This is a genomic window from Cellulophaga sp. L1A9 (genome assembly GCF_009797025.1).
Taxonomy (GTDB): domain Bacteria; phylum Bacteroidota; class Bacteroidia; order Flavobacteriales; family Flavobacteriaceae; genus Cellulophaga.
In genome coordinates this window covers 2270161-2290930 of sequence record NZ_CP047027.1, presented here as the reverse complement: position 1 = coordinate 2290930, position 20770 = coordinate 2270161, and the positions used below count along the sequence as shown (strand labels likewise).

Sequence of the window (20770 nt, the reverse complement as noted above, 5' to 3'; positions counted from 1 at the left end):
TACCACTATGTGTGATACTCATAATAAAACTCCCCATAAAGGAATAGAACATGAAGGTCATGATCTAGAGCATAAAGCTTGGAGCAGACGTTCTTTTTTACAAGCTATGGGATTAGCTGGTTCTGGTTCTATTTTACTGGGCAGTAATTTTGTAAGTGCCTCAGCTCCATCGCCATTAGCAAATGCTATAGCAGACACGGAGACTGATAAAATTGTAATTTTAATACGATTGGCTGGTGGTAATGATGGTTTAAGTACTGTTATTCCTATTGAACAATATGACTTGTATGCCAATGCAAGACCTAACATATACATTCCCGAAAGCAAAATATTACGCCTAACAGATGATTTTGGAGTTCCTACCTATATGAAATCTCTAGAATCAATGTGGGGAGAAGGCCAATTTAAGGCAGTACATGGTGTGGGATATGGAAACCAAAGTTTATCTCATTTTACAGGAGATGATATTTTTTCGAATACTGATTTAACCACTTCTGGATTTTCAGGAGAGCGTACCGGTTGGATGGGGAGACACTTTGAAGATATTTATGAAGATTATTTAATAAATCCGCCAGAATCTCCTGCCGCTATTCAAATTGGACAATATGGTAGTTTGGTTTTTCAAGGTAATGAGACCAACTATGCTTTTGTAACAAGTAATATAGATCAGTTAGAAAAAATCGCAGAAACAGGAGAACAATATGCCATCGCAGATCCTACAAATACCATCTTTGGTGATTGTATGTACGGAGATCAATTGCGTTTTTTAAGAGGCGTGGCCAATACCACTTATGAATATTCAGGTAGCATCCATGCAGCATTTGAACGTGGAGAAGCCTTAAGATGTGTAGAATATCAAGACAATAGTTTTGCAAAACAATTAAAGATTTTAGCTAGTTTAATCAAAGGAAATTTAGGTACAAAAGTATATATGATCTCAATGGGTGGCTTTGACACGCATGGAAATCAACCTTTAATTCACGAACAATTAATGTCTAATTTATCTATTGCCATTAATGATTTTTACGAAGATTTAAAGTGTACCAATCAAGATGACAAGGTTTTAAGTATGACCTACTCAGAATTTGGTAGACGTATTTTTGAAAATGGCTCTAATGGTACCGATCATGGTAAGGCAGCACCAACGTTATTCTTTGGTTCTGGATTAAATGGCAGTGCTTTTGTCGGGGAACATCCTTCATTAGAAGATCCTAATGAAAGAGGTAACTTAGAATACACCATGGATTTTAGAGATTTATATGGTACTGTTCTTGCAGAATGGTTATGTGTAGATAGAGCATTGGTAGAACAACATTTATTAGGACACCCTTACAAAGCCATTAATTTAGGCTTTAACTGTAGTGGTGAAGTTTTTGATGATATTGTATATAATGATGGTGAACCTATTCCACCAACTCCACTTGATCCGAGACCTGAAGATCCAGTTGCAGAAGCTCCTACTCCAGAATTGTTGGATGCTATTATACATAAACCCTATTATCCAACAGATAAAACACCACACATCTATTTAGAGATGCCATTTACTGCCCATGTAGATATTCAATTGTATAATATTATGGGACAAAATGTAGGTACTGTTTACAATGAAATAATGACCGAAGGGTCTTTAGAAATTAATATACGTGAGCGCATGAGTAACTTCATTGCCTCTGGAAAATACATTTACAGAATTAGAGTGCAAAATAAAAAAATGAGCAAATCCGTAATGGTTGCTTAATGCCATATTACACACCCCATTAACACCTACTTACTATGGCATCCATTTCATCCGTTTATAACAGATGAAATGGTTTTTTATTTTTATTAAGCAAGTTTAGGCTTATCAGCATCTGTTTTAAAAGCCAAGGCTTTTTTAGTTTCATAGTTTTGGTCTTTATAAACCCGTGTAACTTCTTCAGTTGCTGTTGATTTTTCAACATTAGAAGTGTCTAAGGTCATTTTTTTTAAAGGTTTTTGATTACTCATAGCATTATCTTTAGTTAATTAACGTAAGAAAAATCCTATAATTGTGATAACGAGGCAATTTGTGACTATAATCTCTTGTTACTTTAATTGAAACAAAGCATACCTCTCCATTTAAAATCTTTATTTTTGTGAGCTAATTACAGAAATAATGTCCGAGAATCAGAAAAATCCTTCTAGATATACAATTACCGCAGCGCTACCTTATACCAATGGCCCAATACATATTGGACATTTGGCAGGAGTGTATGTTCCTGCAGATATTTATAGTAGATATTTACGCCTTATAGGTAAAGATGTTGCTTTTATATCTGGAAGTGATGAACATGGTGTTGCAATTTCCATGAAGGCAAAGAAAGAAGGTATTACCCCCAAAGAAGTGATTGATAAATATCATGCAATTATTAAAAAATCTTTCGCTGACTTCGGAATTACTTTTGACAACTATTCTAGAACATCGGCAGAAATACATCATGAAACCGCATCTGAGTTTTTTAAAACGATGTACGATCAAGGCGATTTCATTGAAGAAACAACCGAACAATTATACGATCCAGAAGCAAAACAATTTTTAGCAGACCGCTTTGTGGTAGGCACATGTCCTAAATGTGGGTATGAGGAAGCCTATGGTGACCAATGTGAAAACTGCGGTTCTACGCTAAATGCTACGGATTTAATTAATCCTAAATCAACTATTTCCGGTGCTGCACCCACCGTAAAAGAAACCAAACACTGGTTTTTACCTTTAGATCGTCACGAAGCATTTTTAAAAGAATGGATCTTAGAGGGACATAAAAATGATTGGAAACCAAATGTATACGGACAATGTAAATCTTGGATTGATGACGGACTTAAACCAAGAGCGGTAACACGCGATTTGGATTGGGGAATTCCTGTTCCCGTACCAGGCGGTGAAGGCAAAGTATTATACGTTTGGTTTGATGCACCTATTGGATACATTTCTTCTACCAAAGAATGGGCAGCGAGAGAAGGAAAAGATTGGGAACCGTATTGGAAAGATGAAAACACCAAACTGGTACATTTTATAGGAAAAGATAATATTGTATTTCATTGTATTATTTTCCCTAGTATCTTAAAAGCGCACGGCGGATATATATTACCGGATAATGTGCCTGCTAACGAATTTTTAAATCTAGAAGGCAACAAATTATCTACGTCTAAAAACTGGGCAGTTTGGTTGCATGAATATTTAGAAGATTTTCCAGGTATGCAAGATGTGCTGCGTTATACCTTAACAGCTAATGCCCCAGAAACAAAAGATAATGATTTTACCTGGAAAGATTTCCAAGCCAGAAACAACAATGAGTTGGTGGCCATTTTCGGTAATTTTATAAACCGTGTTGTAGTATTAAGCAACAAATATTACCAAGGAATTATTCCTGCGCCTGCAGCATTTTCAGAAATTGATTTAGAAACGCTAGCGGAAATAAAAAAATATCCTGGAATTATTTCCAGTTCTATTGAACGGTATCGATTTAGAGAAGCGGGTCAAGAACTAATGAGTTTAGCGCGTTTAGGGAACAAATATTTGGCAGACGAAGAACCATGGAAAGTTATCAAGCAAGATGAAGAGCGTGTAAAAACGATCATGTTTGTAGCGCTACAAATCGCTTCTGCATTAGCAGTATTAAGTGAACCTTTCTTGCCTTTTACATCCACGAAATTAAAAAACATATTAAATACGAGTTCTGGCGATACTGTAAATGGTCCCACTTGGAATGATGTTACCACAAAAGAGGTTTTAATTCCTGCAGGCCATCAAATTGGGCAAGCAGAATTACTATTTTCAAAAGTAGAAGACGAGGCCATACAAGCACAATTAGATAAATTAGAAGCTACTAAAAAAGCGAATGAAAACGCAAATAAAGAAGTTATGCCACAAAAAGAAACCATCACTTTTGAAGATTTTTCAAAATTAGATATTCGCGTCGGTACCATCATCGAAGCAGAGAAAATGCCAAAAGCAAAAAAACTATTAGTTTTAAAAGTAGACACAGGTATTGATGTGCGTACTATAGTTTCCGGTATTGCAGAAAGCTTCACCGCAGAAGAAATTGTTGGTAAAAAAGTTACTGTTTTGGTAAATCTTGCTCCAAGAGCTTTACGTGGTGTAGATAGTGAAGGAATGATTTTAATGACCGAAAATGCAGATGGTAAATTAGTTTTTGTTAATCCTGATACTGAAGGTGTTGGTAATGGAGAAACCATAAATTAATTAGTAACTTTAAAAAAAAAGAAAAACATGTTATCAAAAACGATAGAAAACGCATTAAATCATCAAATAAAAATAGAGGCAGAATCTTCTCAGATCTATTTAGCCATGGCTTGTTGGGCTGAGGTCAAAGGTCTTGAAGGCGTTGCTGGTTTTATGTATGATCAATCTCAAGAAGAGCGTGACCATATGCTAAAACTAGTAAAGTTTGTGAACGAACGTGGTGGTCATGCACAAATATCAGAATTGAGTGCCCCGAATGTAACCTTCAATTCTTTTAAAGAAATGTTCGAAAAATTATTTGAACATGAAGTTTTCGTTTCTGGTAGTATTAATGAATTAGTACACATTAGCCTTCAAGAAAAAGATTATGCTTCTCATAACTTTTTACAATGGTATGTAGCAGAACAGATAGAAGAAGAAGCGATGGCACGCACTATTTTAGATAAAATAAATCTAATTGGCGATGATAAAGGCGGACTTTATCTATTTGATAGAGATATACAACAACTTACAATTACCTCTGCCTCAATAGATACCCCACAATAATTTAACATTTAATCTTATTTAGATTAAGTAAAAATAACTTAAGTTTGTCTCGCAGTATCTTATAGCATTTGTTGTGGGCAAAAAGAAGGAAAAAAAGAAAGAAGAAAAAGCATTGAAGAAATTATCGAAAATGACTAAGGTCAAGACCGATAAAGTAAAAAGTAAGTGCTGTTCTAAATATAAAAAATCAGAAAGCAAGCGTTGTAAAAAATGCCCTTGTTTTGATCTGATGAAAAAAGTTGCTTAATCTACTTATAAAAATTACTTAAAACCTATGCAGTTTTCTATCTTGCATAGGTTTTTAATTTATAGACTCCATGCAACTTATCCCCTACTTATTAAAGCATACCCAACTCTTAGAGAAAAATATAGCCAATACGGTAGAACTTTTAGATCAGGACTGCACCGTGCCTTTTATTTCTAGATATCGAAAAGAAAAAACTGGCGACCTAGATGAGGTTCAAATTGGCGAAATTGTTAAATACAAAGAACTGTATGAAACTTTAGAAAAGCGAAAATTGGCAATCATCAAATCTGTTGATGAACAAGAGTCCCTTACCCCAGAGCTTAAAAAGAAATTTGAAGATGCTCCAGATTTAACTTCACTAGAAGATTTGTATTTGCCTTTTAAGAAAAAAAGAAATACCAAATCTGAGGTAGCCATTAAAAATGGCTTAGAACCTTTGGCTAAGATCATCATGGCACAAAATAATGATGATATTGATTACATCGCATCACAATATCTGAATGATACCGTAGTCAATGAAGATGTAGCTATTGAAGGCGCCCAGCATATTATTACGGAGTGGATTAATGAGCGTACAGATGTTAGAAATCTAATCCGCCATCAATTAGAAAAATTTGCACAGATTACCACCAAGGTTGTTGGCACTAAAAAAGACGATGAAAAAGCTCAAAAATTTCGCGATTATTTTGATTGGAGTGAAGCCTTAAACCGTTGTCCTTCTCATCGTTTGCTTGCCATATTGCGTGCGGAAAATGAAAAGTTTATCCGCGTAAAAATGGTTATTGATGATGAACGAACCATAGAAAAAATTGAAGACCGAATTATAAAAAACAGAAGTTCTAGCGCTAAATATATAAAAGCAGCCATAGAGGATGCGTACAAACGTCTTTTATATCCTTCTTTATCTAATGAAACCCTAAAACTTGCAAAAGAAAAAGCAGACGCAGATGCTATAGATGTATTTTCTAAAAACTTAAAACAACTGTTATTAGGTGCACCCTTAGGAGAAAAACGCATTTTAGCTATAGATCCCGGTTTTAGAAGCGGCTGTAAGGTAGTTTGCCTAAGCGCTCAAGGAGATTTAGTTCATAATGAGAATATCTACCCACATGCTCCACAAAATGATAGCACAGGCGCTATAAAGAAAATTAGCAGTTTGGTAGATGCGTATAAAATTGAAGCCATTGCTATTGGTAATGGTACCGCATCTAGAGAGACCGAACAATTGGTGAAACGCATTATTTTTAAAAACCCAATAGAAGTTTATGTGGTGAGTGAGGCAGGAGCATCCATCTACTCGGCTTCTAAAATAGCACGTGATGAATTTCCAAAATATGATGTTACCGTCCGTGGGTCTGTTTCTATCGGAAGAAGACTAGCAGACCCGTTAGCAGAATTGGTGAAAATAGATCCAAAATCTATCGGGGTGGGCCAATACCAGCATGATGTAGATCAATCTAAACTAAAAACATCTTTGGACACCGTAGTAGAAAGTTGTGTAAATGCCGTGGGCGTAAATATTAATACGGCAAGTGTACCTTTGCTAAGTTACGTTTCTGGAATTGGACCAAAACTTGCAGAAAACATTGTTGCTTATAGAAATGAAAATGGTGCTTTTACCAGCAGAACAGGAATTAAAAAAGTACCACGTCTAGGCGGAAAAGCTTTTGAACAAGGTGCCGCATTTTTAAGAATTAAAGATGCCAAAAACCCGTTAGATGATTCTGCCGTGCACCCAGAACGTTATGATTTGATTAAAAGCATAGCGAAAGACAAGGGTATTTCTATCAAAGAAATTATAGGAAATAAAAGTGTCTTAGAAAGTATCAACCTCAATACCTACTGCAGTGAAGATATTGGATTACCTACTTTAAAAGATATTGTAAAAGAACTTGAAAAACCTGGTTTAGATACCCGTGAAAAAGCCAAGGTTTTCAGCTTTGATCAAAATATAAAATCGATTACAGATTTACATGAAGGACAAGTACTCCCTGGCATTGTAAATAACATCACCAATTTTGGGTGTTTTGTAGATATCGGAATAAAAGAAAGTGGCCTGATTCATATTTCAAACCTATCGGATACTTTTGTAAAAGATGTGAATGAACATGTAAGCTTACAACAACAAATAACTGTAAAAGTTATGGAGGTTGATGTGACTCGTAAACGTATTCAATTAGCGCTCCAGAAATAAAATTAAATGCTTAAAATTGCTTGTCACCCTATTTACAAACATCATTTGCCAGACGGACACCGTTTCCCCATGGCAAAGTATGATTTACTACCACAGCAATTAATGTATGAAGGCACCTGTACTAAAGAAAATTTCTTTGAACCAGAACTACCCAATGATAAATATATTCTAGCAGTACACGATGCGGAATATTATTATGATTTGTTGAATATTAAAATTGACCCTAAAGCGGCACGTAAAATAGGTTTTCCACTTTCTGAAGATTTGGTGGAGCGCGAACGGATTATTGCAGATGGCACTATGAAAGCTTGTGAATATGCATTAGTACATGGTGTTGCTATGAATCTAGCGGGGGGCACACACCATGCGTATTCTGATCATGGTGAAGCTTTTTGCATGCTAAATGATCAAGCCATTGGCGCAAGATATTTACAGGCGAAAAAATTAGCTGCTCAAATATTAATTGTCGATTTAGATGTGCATCAAGGGAATGGTACAGCAGAAATTTTTCAAAACGATAGTTCTGTATTTACTTTTTCCATGCACGGCAAAAGTAATTACCCATTTAAAAAAGAAGTGTCTGATGTAGACATTGCATTAGAAAGTGGCACTGAAGATGAAGAATACTTATCGCTATTAAAAAAGACATTACCAACATTAGTCGCAACAGTAAAACCAGATTTCATCTTTTACCTTTCTGGAGTTGATGTTTTGGCGAGTGACAAATTGGGTACTTTAGCCCTGACTTTAGACGGTTGTAAAAAGCGTGATGAATTTGTGCTCCAAACCTGTTTTGATCATAAAATACCGGTTCAATGTAGTATGGGTGGAGGCTATTCTCGGGATATAAAAATCATTATAGAGGCACACGCCAATACCTTTAGAATGGCACAACGCATATTTTTTTAACATTCTATTTAGATTTTAAACAAGGCTATACCTTACCAAAATAAGTATCTTAGTTTCCGAACTAATTAACGGGAACATTATGAAAACAAACAAACTATTTGCAGTACTGCTGTTACTCTTTTCTTTTACAGTAAGTAGTGCACAAACTACGGACGAAATTGTCGAAAAGATGGTGAATGAAGCCAATGACAATTCTCAACTAGAAGTATTAGCACATGAACTTATGGATGTGGTAGGTCCGCGACTGGTAGGAACTCCACAAATGAAAAAAGCAAGTGATTGGGCTATTTCCACCTACAAGAAATGGGGTATTGATGCTCGTATGGAAGAGTACGGCAAATGGCGCGGCTGGGAACGCGGTATTACCCATGTAGATTTAATTGCTCCACGCGTTGTAAGCTTAAGCGGAATGCAATTGGCTTGGAGCCCTAGTACAGGAAAGAAAGGAATTACGGCAGATTTAATTACGATACCGGAAGTATCAGATTCAATAGCTTTTCAAAAATGGTTGCCCAACGTAAAAGGTAAAATTGTATTGGTTTCTATGAACCAACCTACAGGAAGACCGGATTACAATTGGGAAGAATTTGCTACTCCCGAGTCTTTTGAAAAAATGAAAAAAGACCGTGATGCATTAGAAGATTCTTGGCGTGAGCGTATGCGCAAAACAGGATTCACCTCAAGAAACATCAATCAAGAATTAGAAAAAGCAGGTGCTGTAGGCATCATTCAATCAAGATGGTCTAATGGATTTGGTGCGAACAAAATTTTCAGTGCTAATACCAAAAAAATTCCAGTTGTAGATTTATCTCTAGAAGACTATGGACTAATTTATAGAATGACTGAAAATGGCGACCAACCTAAATTAAATGTGGTTGCCGAATCTAAAGAATTAGGAACGGTCCCTACTTTTAATACGCTTGCAGAAATAAAAGGAACAGAATTTCCTGATGAATATGTGATTCTTTCCGCTCATTTTGATTCTTGGGATGGTGCTACTGGAGCAACCGATAATGGTACAGGAACGATCACCATGATGGAAGCGGCTCGTTTACTGAAAAAGTTTTATCCAAATCCAAAAAGAACTATTTTAATCGGACTTTGGGGAAGTGAAGAGCAAGGCCTAAATGGATCTCGTGCTTTTGTTGAAGATCATCCTGAAATTATAGCAAATGTACAAGCTGTTTTCAATCAAGATAATGGAACAGGCCGAGTAGTTAAAATATCGGGTCAAGGCTATTTGCATGCCTATGACTATATTGGAAAGTGGCTAGAAGCTGCCCCTAAAGATATCACAAAACAAATTGAGACTACTTTTCCTGGCGTTCCTAGCAATGGTGGCTCAGATTATGCTTCTTTTGTAGCCGCAGGAGTACCAGCTTTTTCACTAAGCTCTTTAAGCTGGAGTTATTGGAACTATACATGGCATACCAACCTAGACACTTATGATAAAATTGTTTTTGATGATGTGAGAAACAATGCCATATTAACTGCTGTAATGGCATATATGGCGAGTGAAGATCCTGAAAAAACTTCTCGCGAAAAATCGGTTTTACCTATAAACCCAAGATCGGGAGAGCAACGCACTTGGCCAGAACCACGTTCTCCAGAACGCGATGGTGGCAAAATTGAATAAATTAGGGTATAAAAAAAGCGGTCTAAATAGACCGCTTTTTCATTCCTGAAATTAATTATAAAATTCCAACTCCTACACGTACAGATGGCACTCGCACGTTAGTTCTTACGGTTGTCCTATTCGAAGGACGGTAATAATTTCGATTGTAGCCATAATAGTAATACGTAGCATGACTGTAATAATGTGTGCTATGATGGCAATGATCATCACAATGGTTGTAATGTTCTGCATACGCATCACGTTTGCCTTTCATATAGGCCCGATAGGCTTTTCTATCGCGCTTTTTTAAATCTCTCTCATAAGCTTTCTGATCATCCCAAAAGGCTACTTCAGCAGTTTCATCTTCTGTCGCAAACTCCTGTTCGTATTTAGCATCTTCTAATGCTCGTTGCTCATAATAAGTTTTAGTAGCTATTTTTTCTTCTGTTTGTGCTTGTAACCCTAAAGTTGCGAATACCGCTAAAAAAGGTAGTAGGTGTATTTTTTTCATGCTTAAGTTATTTAAATTAAGAAATGGCTTAAGTTTCCTGTTCTGCTTTTAAAACAATTGAAGCCTAAAAAACCCTACTTTTTATCTCTCACTGATACAGATATGCAATAAAATAATAAAGGATTTGTTCTATGTTTATAGATTTATAAACTAGCGTATGGGATTGCCATAAATATAATATCACCTTCATCAATAATTTTCACAACTATGAGATTAATTCGTTTTTTAGCTATTATTTTATTATTTGTTTCTTGTAATAAAGAAAACTCAACTGACACCGTGCAAAATGATCCTATCATTGGAACTTGGACAGAATTGGGACGTGGAGATGTATTTGATGACGGTAAAGATGAATTTTCTGAATATGACTACTTTTGTGTAACACTTGGCCGCTTTGCTTTTGATGCAGATGGCACTTTTAGAATAGAGACTTTCGACGGACCAGATGATGGATGCTTTAGCACAGGAATATTAACTGGAACATGGGAAAATAATGTAACATTTTATTCATTCAAAATAGTGACAGACACATCTAGAGATCCGGAGCCCGATCAGGAATCTAGCCTTAAAATTGATTTTCCATCTTCAAACGAAATGCGTTGGATTTCACTAGAAAATAGTAATACTGAAAATATTGACTATTCCTACGAAATATATACAAGAGTAGAATAATATTTATATAAACTCATATGGACTTACTAACTTACTGCACTGCTTGTAAAAGAGACATCAAAATAAAATCTAATGCTGAAACTCGTCCAGATTTACAAATGGAGAAAGGAGATACATTTCAGGTAAATTGTAACAATTGTGGTACGTCCGAAAAGAAACATGTGAATGATGTCAGAGCTGAAAAAAGTAATCTAATTATTCTAATTGGAGCCGGAATAGGACTATTGGTTACCATTTTACTTTCTGTATATTTGGGGTTAATTGGAACGATAGGTTTGGTCATTCCATTTCTTTTCTGGAAGCAGCAAACAGGAACCACTAAATCTTTTAATGGGTATATGGTAAGGCGCAAATAGATAGTTACAATAACCTTAATAGATAATAACACATGGGACTACTAAATAAAATATTAGGAAACGCAAGTGAAGTTTCCGCTGAAAAATTAGAAGAAAAATACGGTCGCCTTCTAATAGATAATGAAGCTATAGAATTAGGCTTTAAACTCTTCCGAGACACTTTTATGTTTACCAACAAACGTCTAATCATCATAGATGTTCAAGGCTTAACAGGAAGTAAAGTGCAATACCAATCATACCCCTATAAAAGCATTTCTAGATTCTCTTTAGAAACAGCGGGTACGTTTGATTTAGATGCTGAATTAAAAATTTGGATTTCGAGTGAGGATATTCCTTCCGTAAGCAAAAAGTTTAATAAAAGCATTGATGTGTACGAAGTGCAGAAATATTTGGCTTCTAAAGTAATGTAACACCAAGTATTCGTATTTTGTTGAAAATATACTTTAAGACAAGTTTTTAAGCATCACTAAATAAACATACATGGCAGAATTATTCCAAGTTCAAAGTCGAAGAACAAATTCCATTTTTATTGATGCTAATGAAATGATTTTAACATTCAAGCCTATTTATGATATTGATAAGTTTATCAACATGTATAAATATCCGGAGATGTATGATACCTCCGAAATTTTTAAGTTCGATGAAATCCAAAGGATTCAGTTTCAAAATGGATTCATGAAATTTAAAGGGGCACAAAAAGCTAATGAAACCACGGTTAATATTGATGACATCCAATTTAAACTAGCGGAAGACCTGCCTAAGTTTATGTTAGCACTAGATAAAATTAGAAACCTAAAAGTTGCACACAAAAAGGAAACTAAATTAAAAAGCATTTACCGCAGTAGCGGCTTTTTTATTTCTGTATTTGGGTTATTATTTATCGCTCTAGCGTGGAGAGATAATATAGCTACTGGAAGTATAGAACGAAGATTAGCCGTTACATCTTTAAAAACTATTTTTGAAAGATTGGGTACTCCTCTATCTCTAACTCTTGGCATTATCATTATATTTATTGGGTGTTATTTAATGTGGAAAAAGACAACATCACGTGATACCGTAGTTAGTTATGAAAACATTCAAGGGTAGCACTAAAAAATGATCTTTATGATAGAATTACGAGCGTATACTTTAGACGTTGTAGAAGCTTATGCTACTTATAGAAATAACAGAACTATTTTTGATAATGGCTATGATAAAGTTCCTAATCCGTTTACGTTAAAAGATGCTGAAGATTTTATAACGCTTCAAACTAAAAAAAATATACCTGAACGGAAAATAATCTATTGGAAAGATCAATTTGTAGGCGAAATTGGGATAACGATCAATACGGATGTATTTAAATTAGGTGCTGAAATGGGGTATTTTATTGGAGCGCCTTTTTGGGGTAATGGTATCGCTTCAGAAGCTATAAAACTGATGGTAGAATACAGCTTTAAAAACTTTGATATCATTAGAATTGAAGCTGGAGTATTTTCATTTAACAAAGCATCAATGCGAGTATTAGAAAAAAATGACTTTTACCTCGAATCCATTAAAAAAGACGCTGTTATCAAAAACAATGTAATTCTCGATGATTATATCTGGGTGAAATTGAAAAACCCAAGAACATAAGGTATTTGGAGTCAAAAACGTGATGCTAATTAAAAAATGATGTAAGCTACATGCTCATGAAGCTAAAAAATTCTAACTAACATTTTACCTAACTTTAGCACTAATTTAGTAATACCCATCTAAACTGCATCGGAGTTTCTATCTTTAATAAAACAACAAGACATTAGTCTTATGTACCTCATGATAAAACGAATTTTAAAAAAGATAATGATTATCGTTTTAGCCGTCATCGGTCTATCAATCGCATTCTATTTTTTATTCACGAACTTTTATCCAAGTTTTGGAGGTGATGTTTCTAAGGCGCGAAAACTGATCTATCAAAAATCAGCACAATTCAAACAAGGAAAATTTAATAACACTAAGCCAGTACCGAAAGATTTAAATTTTTCTGAAACACTGAAGCTTAGCTATACGTTTTTAACCACAAAAGTGACTAACGGCCGACCTAAGAAAGATTTAAAAGTTCACAAACTAGATTCTGCAGCAGTTGCTAATTATACGAAAGAGGCCCGTTTAGTGTGGTACGGACATTCATCATTTTTATTGCAACTAAAAGGGAAAACTATTCTTTTAGATCCTATGCTAGGGAAAGTGGCAGCTCCTCACCCTTTGTTAGGAGCTAATCGGTTTAATACAGATTTTCCGTTAGCAGTAGAAAAATTAGGAACTATTGATGCGGTTATTTTTTCACATGACCACTATGATCATTTAGATTATGAAACTATTCTAAAAATTAAAGACAAAACCAAACAGTTTTATGTTCCCCTTGGTTTGGGAGTGCATTTAGAGGCCTGGGGAGTCTCAAAAAATAAAATAACAGAATTAGATTGGTGGCAAGAAACTCAATTTGAAGAACTAACTTTAGTCTGCACCCCCGCCCAACATTTTTCTGGTCGTAAATTTAATACTACTCAAAGTACGCTTTGGAGTTCTTGGGTGATACAATCTGCAGACGAAAACATTTATTTTAGTGGTGATAGTGGTTACGCATCACATTTTAAAGAAATAGGCAAAAAATATGGCCCTTTTGATATTGCTTTGATGGAATGCGGGCAATACGACGAAATGTGGCCAGATATACACATGATGCCAGAAGAAACAGCACAAGCAGGAATAGATATAAATGCAAACAAACTAATGCCCATACATTGGGCTGGCTTTAAACTAGCGTTACATGGTTGGACAGCTCCTGTAACGCGCTTAAAAATTGCAGCCCACAAATTAAACTTACCTATAATTACTCCAGAACTAGGGGCAGATATCAAGGTAAAGGACAGTATTAACACTACCTTTAACTGGTGGCAAGGTCTATAAAAAAAATGCCTTTTAAAAAACCCTAGGTCCTATAATTGAACAAAAATAAAGATAACTTTCTGGGCTTATGTGACTTTAGTCACTTTGTAAAACATTTCTATTCGTGATCTTTGATGTTAGATTAATCCACTAAATTTTATATCATGAAAAAGAATATGGGAACTACAGATAAAACAATCAGAATACTTCTTGCTGCTTTAATTGCTGTACTCTACTTTACAAATGTAGTTACAGGAACATTGGGTATTATCCTTTTAGTTCTTGCTGGCGTTTTTGTAGTTACAAGTCTGGTAAGTTTTTGTCCTTTGTATCCATTATTAGGCTTTTCTAGCTGCCCACTGAAATCAAAAAAATAACACTCCTATTAGTTTCAAATTTCGTATGAATTAACAGCTAATAATTTTATTCTACTTAAACTATAGGATTACTATTTTTATATACATTTACAGCTATATTTTAAATCGATGAAAATAGGAATACAGGGAATATTAGTAGCCATATTCGGCTGTTTTAATATCTTTTACGGACTAGCACAAAAGAACATCATTCGTCAGGATGTACTATGGACGAGCTATGCCTTAAAACTTAAGATAAATGACAACTATCAAATTAGGCAAGAACTAGACCAGCGAAACTATAGCAATCCTTGGCGACAACACCAGATGCTTTCTAGAACAAATCTTGAATACCAATTAGGAAACGGTTGGACTACGGCAGTTGGTGTAACAGGTATAGTACAATCACTACCAAACGACCCTGAGGTAAAAGAGTATTACACTCAAAAAGAAATTAGACCACAGATAGAACTTGCCTATAAACAAACAGTATCTGAGAAATTTACAGTGAATCATCGGTTTTGGTCAGAATTTAGGTTTTTTGAATTAGAACATGACGCCTATGCGTATGCAAACGTAAGACTACGGTACAAAATAGAAATAAAATATACGCCCCTCAAAAAAGTAAGCATAAAAGCTTTTGATGAACTATTTATAAATGCAGGAAATACCATTGTAAACAATGTATTTGATCAAAATAGAATAGGCAGTAGCATTCAGTATATGCCAATTAACCATCTTGGTTTTGAAATTGGCTATTTTAATATGTTTCAACAACAAAAATCTGGCATAGATTTCTATAGCCGTGACATTATAAAATTTACCATTCACCACACTATACTCGTAAAGAAAAACAAAGTCTAATCTGTGGTTGCAAACTATTTTTTGTAGTATTGTTTAAACAATAGTACCCTCATAAAATAATCATGACAGACTTAGTTATTGACACCACTTTTAAAGGAAAAAACTATACCATTACTAGATTGCCAAAAGCAGAATATGAGAATTGCACCTTTGAAAACTGCAACTTCTCTAAAGCAAACTTAAGCAATTGTACATTTTCTGAATGTGAATTTATAGACTGTGATATTAGCAATGCTAACTTTGCAGAAGCAACGTTAAAAGAGACGCTATTTAAAGACTGCAAATTATTAGGAGTTAATTTCCAGTATTGTAATACTTTTATACTATCCTTTAACTTTGAAAATTGCAACCTAGATTTCGCATCTTTTTACAAGCTGAAAATTAGAAAAACACGTTTTAATCATTGTAAGATGAAGCAGGTAGAGTTTACAAACACCGATGCTAGTGAGGCTATTTTTAATCAATGTGATTTAAGTGCTGCTATCTTCAGCAATACCATTTTACAAAAAGCCGATTTTTCTTCTGCTATCAATTTCTCCATAGATCCCGAAGCAAATGCTATAAAAAATGCAAAGTTTTCTCAAGACAATCTTGCTGGCTTACTTACAAAATATAGTATTTCAATTCATTGATATTCAACAAGTCAAATAAATTGTATATTAGATCCTAATATATAACACACCCTATGAAATCATTCTACCTTCTTTTATTAGTGACAAGTTTATGCACTGCACAGAATACACTTTCTCCTACGACGGATGAAACAGCCCCAAAAGCTACGCTTGCAGACGCTAGTTTTATGACTGGCCATTGGATTGGTGAAGCTTTTGGTGGAATTAGTGAGGAAATATGGACCAAAGCAGAAGGAGATTCTATGATGTTTTCTTTTAGATTAGTTATCGAAGGTAAAGTAGATTTCTATGAAATAGGACATATTATTGAAGAAGGTGAAACCATACATTTACAGCTAAAGCATTTTTCTGGGGAATTGGATGGTTGGGAAGCTAAAGATGAATTTCAAGACTTTCCTTTGGTGAAAAAAGAAGATAATGCCCTTTATTTTGATGGCCTTACCTATAAAAAAATAAGTGACACTGAAATGATTGCCTATATTCTTGCCGAAGAAGAAGATGGCAGTACGCAAGAATTTAAATTCATTTTTAAAAAGCAATAATCTTGGAGAAGCTTTGCCCTGAATGTGGAGAAAAAATCATTGGTCGGGTTGATAAAAAATTCTGCTCTGACTATTGCAGAAACTCGTTCAATAACAAGCTTAACAAAGATTCTAAAAATCTAATACGCAATATCAATAATCGGTTGCGAAAAAATCATCGCATTTTAGAAAGCTTTCCCCTAAAAGAGGGTAAAACAAAAACTACACGCTACAAACTTCTCGATAAAGGATTCGATTTTGAAATTTTCACGAGCATCTATACCACGAAAAAAGGAACCATCTATTATTTTGTCTATGATCTAGGCTATTTGCCTTTAGATAATGATTATTATATGATTGTAAAAAGAGAATAAAAAAACCTCACCAAAAAGAGTGAGGTTAATGTTAATGGTTAGATCATACTTTTACTTTACCAATTTTGCCCGCTTAATTTTAAGGCAGCAATTACAATATCTTTTCTACTAATTTGCCCCACTAATAATCCATTTTTTAAAACCGGGAGTCTACGCCTGTTATTTTTATGAAAAATTCCTGCAGCGTCAAAAATACTGATATCATTACCTATGGTTTCAACATTTTTAGTCATGTAATTATCTACCCTTTTATCTAATATAGGTTGGTTGAAATAGCGACTTTCTGAAATGGTCTTCATACAATCTGCTTCAGAAATAATCCCGACAAGAAATCCATTTGTATCTAAAACAGGCCCACCTGAAATATTATGCTTGGTAAATAATTCCATTACCTCTAAAATAGATTGTTCTGGGGAAAAAGAAACTAGTTTTCTGGTCATATAATCTTCGACCAAAATGGGTGCATCAAATTCTTTTTTAACGACTTTACGAATGCCCTGAAAGCTTTTGATTCCCATATGTAGTATTTTTAGGTTGATCTTAAATATAGTACTTATTCTTAACAAAACAACAACTAATTGATATATAATCGTTTAAATAATCATTTTTTTAAGAAATAGACTAGTAAATCCCTATTTATACTGCCTAAAATCACCGTAATAAACATCCCACTATATTTTTATACATTTACAATAATCTCAAGATAGCAATACAATTTACAACCAAATGAAAACAAGCACCGCTACCCTAACCCTTATTTTAATCCTCCTAATTATCTATTTTGGATTCAAATCATCCATGCCAAGTGATGGTATTGATAAAGAATTAACTAGCACTCAATTCGCTACGGAAAGAGCTTTAGTCCATGTAAAAAAGATTTCCACCCAACCACATTCCGTAGGTTTTCCTGCTCATAAAGAAGTTCGAAAATATATTCGTAGAGAACTAGAAAAATTAGGTTTAAAAACAAGCTTACAAGAAGGGTATACCACAGGAGATTGGGCTAATTTGAGTAAGGCCGTTAATATCATTGCCAAAATTGAGGGTACAGAGAAAGGAAAAGCATTAGTCCTTTTATCGCATTATGACAGCAACCCGCATTCTTCCTTGGGGGCTAGTGACGCAGGCAGTGGGGTTGCTACAATCCTAGAAGGTGTTCGTGCTTATCTAGCTGAAAATAAAAAACCTAAAAATGATATTATCATTCTATTTACTGATGCAGAGGAATTGGGTTTAAATGGTGCCGATTTATTTGTAAATAACCATCCGTGGAGTAAAGATGTAGGATTGGTTTTAAATTTTGAAGCACGTGGTAGTGGTGGACCATCCTACATGCTGATAGAAACAAATAGAGGAAATAGCAAGCTGATCAAAGAATTTACAAAAGCAAATCCAGAATACCCTGTTGCAAATTCATTGGTATATAGTATCTATAAAATGTTACCCAATGATACGGATTTAACTATTTTTAGAGAAGATGGGGATATAGAAGGCTTAAATTTTGCCTTTATAGATGACCACTATGATTACCACACAAAAAGAGATAATTACGAGCGATTAGATAGAAACACGCTAGCACATCAAGGCAGTTATTTGATGCCATTATTACATCATTTTAGCACAGCCGATTTATCAAATTTAAAAAGCTTAAGCGATTATAATTATTTTAATGTCCCGTTTTTTAAATTAGTATCCTACCCTTTTGACTGGGTTTGGCCTTTATTTGGGATAGCGTTAATATTCTTTATTGCATTAATGGCCTATGGTTTTAAGAAAAAATCTTTAAACTTAAAGAATAGTGCTCTGAGTTTTATTCCACTTTTTATAACCCTGTTTATAAACGGTATTGTCGGGTATTTTAGTTGGACGATTCTAAAAAGCATCTACCCTCAATACTTGGATATTTTACATGGATTCACTTATAATGGCTATACCTATATTGCGGCATTTGTACTTTTTTCATTGGCTGTTTGCTTTTTTGTATACCACAAGTTTAGAAAAATTAGCACTGCAGATCTATTAGTAGGGCCCTTAGTACTTTGGCTTATACTATGTGGTGGTATAAGTGCCTATTTACCTGGAGCAAGCTTTTTTATAATCCCTGTGTTTGCACTTTTAGCTGCTTTTTTAGTTGTTATCAATCAAGAAAAACCCAATGCATTCTTACTTGTGTTCTTAATCATTCCGGCCTTATGGATATTCACCCCCTTTATAAAAATGTTTCCAGTTGGTCTTGGGTTAAAAATGATGGTGGCGGCTACCGTATTAACCACTTTAGTTTTTGTATTGGCATTGCCTGTATTTTCATTTTATAAGCATAAAAACAGATTAGGGTTTATTATGATGTTGCTCTTTTTTGCTGCTATGATTTCTGCGCATTTAAATTCTGGTTTTACAGCAGATAATGCAAAACCAACAAGTTTAGTTTATATCCTTAATGCCGATACTAAAAATGCACAATGGGCAACCTATGATCATGTATTATCAGATTGGACAGCACAATTTGTGGGTGATGATAAAAAGGTTCCAGAAAAACTAAGTAAAAATACCATCAGCAGTAAATACAAGACAGCGTTTACCTATGTTTCTAAAGCACCTTTAAAAAATATAATTGCTCCTAAAGTTGAAAAAACGAGAGATACTATTATTGGAACGGAGCGCCTTGTAAAAATATGTATTACCCCTCAGCGAAATGTAAACAGACTAGACATTTTTACTGCGCAAACTAATATTTTTAAAGCAAGCGTAAATTCCGTTCCCTTATCTGATTACTTTCTTAGAAATAGACCTCCAGGAAAACTAGTTACTCATTATATTAGCAATAATGAATATACCGAATTAAGTTTAACCCTCCCAATAGATGAAAAGTTTGAACTGAAACTCTATGAAGCATCAAACGACTTACTGCGTAATTCGCAATTTACCGTTCCTGCGCGACCCAAAAATGCAATTCCAAAGCCTTTTGTACTTAACGATGCTATCCTTGTAACTAAAACTATCACTATTGAATAATACTGTCGGAATTTTAGGATGCGGTTGGCTTGGTCTTCCATTAGCCAAAACTTTTATTAAAAACGGGTATTCTGTAAAAGGAACTACTACATCAGAAGTAAAATTAAAAACCCTGAATGAAGCGGGGATTCAAGAATATAAAATAGTTCTCTCCGAGAACGGCATTTCAGGTCCTATTGAAGCGTTTTTGTCACATACAAAAACACTTGTGATAAATGTGCCTCCTAAATTACGCGGAACTAACAAGGAAAATTACGTGGCAAAAATGGATTATTTAGCTAAAGAAGTTGAAAAATCGGCTATTGAACATGTTATTTTTGTGAGCAGTACTGCGGTATATGGTGAAGTGGATGGTGTTATTACGGAAAAAACAATACCTGAACCAGCTACAGCATCGGGCATTCAGCTTTTAGCTTCAGAAAATATATTTAAAAACAAAAAGACATTTAAAACTACAATTATTCGTTTTGGAGGTTTACTTAGTGACGACCGCCACCCTGTTACTATGTTGGTTAAAAGACAGGCCTTAAAAAATGGGGAAATGCCAGTTAATTTAATTCATAGAGACGATTGCATCCGCATAATCGAAAAAGTTCTTGGAGAAAATTGGTGGAATGAAATTATTAACGGAGTGTATCCTGAGCACCCCACTAAAAAAGAATACTATACCGAAGTAGCTATACAAAGAGGATTAAAACCTCCTGATTATGAAGGCAATAAAGCTAAAAATGGCAAGATCATTAGTTCTGCCTACTTGTTAAATGTTAAAAATTTCCAATTTCTTACCCCGATAAAGAAATAACTTACAACACTTTTAAGTGTTTTGACAACAAAAAAT

Annotated in this window: 22 protein-coding genes; 19 read left to right on the top strand and 3 right to left on the bottom strand. The window is 34.6% G+C overall.

Annotation, left to right across the window (positions count from 1 at the left end):
- Positions 1-7: 7 nt before the first annotated feature.
- The gene (locus GQR94_RS09905; RefSeq protein ID WP_158975351.1) at positions 8-1738 is read left to right on the top strand and encodes a DUF1501 domain-containing protein; all 1731 of its coding nucleotides are present in this window, start codon (positions 8-10) and stop codon (positions 1736-1738) included.
- Positions 1739-1824: 86 nt separating this feature from the next.
- Here GQR94_RS09905 and GQR94_RS09900 read toward each other — a convergent pair whose 3' ends face one another.
- On the bottom strand, positions 1825-1986 hold the full coding sequence (locus GQR94_RS09900; RefSeq protein ID WP_158975350.1) for a hypothetical protein: 162 nt from the start codon (positions 1984-1986) through the stop codon (positions 1825-1827).
- 148 nt (positions 1987-2134) lie between these two features.
- On the opposite strand from GQR94_RS09900, the gene metG reads away from it, so the two are divergent.
- The 5 genes from metG (at position 2135) to GQR94_RS09875 (ending at position 9751) form a co-directional block, all read left to right on the top strand.
- Positions 2135-4219: a methionine--tRNA ligase gene (metG, locus tag GQR94_RS09895; RefSeq protein WP_158975349.1), complete on the top strand. Its 2085-nt coding sequence runs from the start codon at positions 2135-2137 to the stop codon at positions 4217-4219.
- 27 nt (positions 4220-4246) lie between these two features.
- Entirely contained in the window at positions 4247-4765 is a 519-nt protein-coding gene (locus tag GQR94_RS09890; RefSeq protein WP_158975348.1) for a ferritin, read from the top strand.
- Positions 4766-5082: 317 nt separating this feature from the next.
- On the top strand, positions 5083-7206 hold the full coding sequence (locus GQR94_RS09885; RefSeq protein ID WP_158975347.1) for a Tex family protein: 2124 nt from the start codon (positions 5083-5085) through the stop codon (positions 7204-7206).
- A 6-nt stretch (positions 7207-7212) separates the two neighbouring features.
- Entirely contained in the window at positions 7213-8115 is a 903-nt protein-coding gene (locus GQR94_RS09880; RefSeq protein ID WP_158975346.1) for a histone deacetylase, read from the top strand.
- Positions 8116-8194: 79 nt separating this feature from the next.
- Positions 8195-9751: a M20/M25/M40 family metallo-hydrolase gene (locus GQR94_RS09875; RefSeq protein ID WP_158975345.1), complete on the top strand. Its 1557-nt coding sequence runs from the start codon at positions 8195-8197 to the stop codon at positions 9749-9751.
- 55 nt (positions 9752-9806) lie between these two features.
- On the opposite strand, the gene GQR94_RS09870 is transcribed toward GQR94_RS09875, so the two are convergent.
- Positions 9807-10241, bottom strand: coding sequence for a hypothetical protein (locus GQR94_RS09870; protein WP_158975344.1), 435 nt, complete (start codon positions 10239-10241; stop codon positions 9807-9809).
- A gap of 207 nt (positions 10242-10448) precedes the next feature.
- Here GQR94_RS09870 and GQR94_RS09865 point away from each other — a divergent pair, with 207 nt between their 5' ends.
- The 11 genes from GQR94_RS09865 to GQR94_RS09815 all read left to right on the top strand — a co-directional run bounded on the left by GQR94_RS09865 (position 10449) and on the right by GQR94_RS09815 (position 16920).
- Positions 10449-10913, top strand: coding sequence for a hypothetical protein (locus tag GQR94_RS09865; protein WP_158975343.1), 465 nt, complete (start codon positions 10449-10451; stop codon positions 10911-10913).
- Positions 10914-10930: 17 nt separating this feature from the next.
- A complete protein-coding gene (locus tag GQR94_RS09860) occupies positions 10931-11269 on the top strand; it encodes a hypothetical protein (protein ID WP_158975342.1) in 339 nt (112 codons plus the stop codon).
- Positions 11270-11301: 32 nt separating this feature from the next.
- On the top strand, positions 11302-11679 hold the full coding sequence (locus GQR94_RS09855; RefSeq protein WP_158975341.1) for a PH domain-containing protein: 378 nt from the start codon (positions 11302-11304) through the stop codon (positions 11677-11679).
- Positions 11680-11749: 70 nt separating this feature from the next.
- On the top strand, positions 11750-12355 hold the full coding sequence (locus tag GQR94_RS09850) for a hypothetical protein (RefSeq protein WP_158975340.1): 606 nt from the start codon (positions 11750-11752) through the stop codon (positions 12353-12355).
- 18 nt (positions 12356-12373) lie between these two features.
- Positions 12374-12880 carry a GNAT family N-acetyltransferase gene (locus GQR94_RS09845; protein ID WP_158975339.1) on the top strand — a complete coding sequence of 169 codons (507 nt, stop codon included), beginning with the start codon at positions 12374-12376 and terminating at the stop codon, positions 12878-12880.
- Between the two features lie 207 nt (positions 12881-13087).
- The gene (locus GQR94_RS09840; RefSeq protein ID WP_233268669.1) at positions 13088-14194 is read left to right on the top strand and encodes an MBL fold metallo-hydrolase; all 1107 of its coding nucleotides are present in this window, start codon (positions 13088-13090) and stop codon (positions 14192-14194) included.
- A gap of 143 nt (positions 14195-14337) precedes the next feature.
- On the top strand, positions 14338-14550 hold the full coding sequence (locus GQR94_RS09835) for a DUF2892 domain-containing protein (protein WP_158975337.1): 213 nt from the start codon (positions 14338-14340) through the stop codon (positions 14548-14550).
- Positions 14551-14658: 108 nt separating this feature from the next.
- Entirely contained in the window at positions 14659-15393 is a 735-nt protein-coding gene (locus GQR94_RS09830) for a DUF2490 domain-containing protein (RefSeq protein WP_158975336.1), read from the top strand.
- A gap of 62 nt (positions 15394-15455) precedes the next feature.
- Positions 15456-16025 (top strand): pentapeptide repeat-containing protein, encoded by a 570-nt coding sequence (locus GQR94_RS09825; RefSeq protein WP_158975335.1) that lies wholly within the window; start codon positions 15456-15458, stop codon positions 16023-16025.
- A 53-nt stretch (positions 16026-16078) separates the two neighbouring features.
- The gene (locus tag GQR94_RS09820) at positions 16079-16567 is read left to right on the top strand and encodes a DUF6265 family protein (protein WP_158975334.1); all 489 of its coding nucleotides are present in this window, start codon (positions 16079-16081) and stop codon (positions 16565-16567) included.
- A gap of 2 nt (positions 16568-16569) precedes the next feature.
- Positions 16570-16920 (top strand): hypothetical protein, encoded by a 351-nt coding sequence (locus GQR94_RS09815; protein ID WP_158975333.1) that lies wholly within the window; start codon positions 16570-16572, stop codon positions 16918-16920.
- A 56-nt stretch (positions 16921-16976) separates the two neighbouring features.
- On the opposite strand, the gene GQR94_RS09810 is transcribed toward GQR94_RS09815, so the two are convergent.
- The gene (locus tag GQR94_RS09810) at positions 16977-17438 is read right to left on the bottom strand and encodes a CBS domain-containing protein (protein ID WP_158975332.1); all 462 of its coding nucleotides are present in this window, start codon (positions 17436-17438) and stop codon (positions 16977-16979) included.
- Positions 17439-17646: 208 nt separating this feature from the next.
- Between GQR94_RS09810 and GQR94_RS09805 the strand changes: the two genes are divergently transcribed.
- Together GQR94_RS09805 and GQR94_RS09800 are read left to right on the top strand one after the other, a co-directional pair.
- Positions 17647-19932 (top strand): M20/M25/M40 family metallo-hydrolase, encoded by a 2286-nt coding sequence (locus GQR94_RS09805; protein ID WP_158975331.1) that lies wholly within the window; start codon positions 17647-17649, stop codon positions 19930-19932.
- Entirely contained in the window at positions 19925-20734 is an 810-nt protein-coding gene (locus GQR94_RS09800) for an SDR family NAD(P)-dependent oxidoreductase (RefSeq protein ID WP_158975330.1), read from the top strand. The genes GQR94_RS09805 and GQR94_RS09800 overlap by 8 nt, the downstream gene beginning before the upstream one ends.
- Positions 20735-20770: the final 36 nt, after the last annotated feature.

Bases quoted from the DNA above. Each gene is read 5' to 3' on its own strand.
- GQR94_RS09905 (WP_158975351.1), top strand. From the start codon at position 8: ATGTGTGATACTCATAATAAAACTCCCCATAAAGGAATAGAACATGAA.
- GQR94_RS09900 (WP_158975350.1), bottom strand. From the start codon at position 1,986: ATGAGTAATCAAAAACCTTTAAAAAAAATGACCTTAGACACTTCTAAT.
- metG (WP_158975349.1), top strand. From the start codon at position 2,135: ATGTCCGAGAATCAGAAAAATCCTTCTAGATATACAATTACCGCAGCG.
- GQR94_RS09890 (WP_158975348.1), top strand. From the start codon at position 4,247: ATGTTATCAAAAACGATAGAAAACGCATTAAATCATCAAATAAAAATA.
- GQR94_RS09885 (WP_158975347.1), top strand. From the start codon at position 5,083: ATGCAACTTATCCCCTACTTATTAAAGCATACCCAACTCTTAGAGAAA.
- GQR94_RS09880 (WP_158975346.1), top strand. From the start codon at position 7,213: ATGCTTAAAATTGCTTGTCACCCTATTTACAAACATCATTTGCCAGAC.
- GQR94_RS09875 (WP_158975345.1), top strand. From the start codon at position 8,195: ATGAAAACAAACAAACTATTTGCAGTACTGCTGTTACTCTTTTCTTTT.
- GQR94_RS09870 (WP_158975344.1), bottom strand. From the start codon at position 10,241: ATGAAAAAAATACACCTACTACCTTTTTTAGCGGTATTCGCAACTTTA.
- GQR94_RS09865 (WP_158975343.1), top strand. From the start codon at position 10,449: ATGAGATTAATTCGTTTTTTAGCTATTATTTTATTATTTGTTTCTTGT.
- GQR94_RS09860 (WP_158975342.1), top strand. From the start codon at position 10,931: ATGGACTTACTAACTTACTGCACTGCTTGTAAAAGAGACATCAAAATA.
- GQR94_RS09855 (WP_158975341.1), top strand. From the start codon at position 11,302: ATGGGACTACTAAATAAAATATTAGGAAACGCAAGTGAAGTTTCCGCT.
- GQR94_RS09850 (WP_158975340.1), top strand. From the start codon at position 11,750: ATGGCAGAATTATTCCAAGTTCAAAGTCGAAGAACAAATTCCATTTTT.
- GQR94_RS09845 (WP_158975339.1), top strand. From the start codon at position 12,374: ATGATAGAATTACGAGCGTATACTTTAGACGTTGTAGAAGCTTATGCT.
- GQR94_RS09840 (WP_233268669.1), top strand. From the start codon at position 13,088: ATGATTATCGTTTTAGCCGTCATCGGTCTATCAATCGCATTCTATTTT.
- GQR94_RS09835 (WP_158975337.1), top strand. From the start codon at position 14,338: ATGAAAAAGAATATGGGAACTACAGATAAAACAATCAGAATACTTCTT.
- GQR94_RS09830 (WP_158975336.1), top strand. From the start codon at position 14,659: ATGAAAATAGGAATACAGGGAATATTAGTAGCCATATTCGGCTGTTTT.
- GQR94_RS09825 (WP_158975335.1), top strand. From the start codon at position 15,456: ATGACAGACTTAGTTATTGACACCACTTTTAAAGGAAAAAACTATACC.
- GQR94_RS09820 (WP_158975334.1), top strand. From the start codon at position 16,079: ATGAAATCATTCTACCTTCTTTTATTAGTGACAAGTTTATGCACTGCA.
- GQR94_RS09810 (WP_158975332.1), bottom strand. From the start codon at position 17,438: ATGGGAATCAAAAGCTTTCAGGGCATTCGTAAAGTCGTTAAAAAAGAA.
- GQR94_RS09805 (WP_158975331.1), top strand. From the start codon at position 17,647: ATGAAAACAAGCACCGCTACCCTAACCCTTATTTTAATCCTCCTAATT.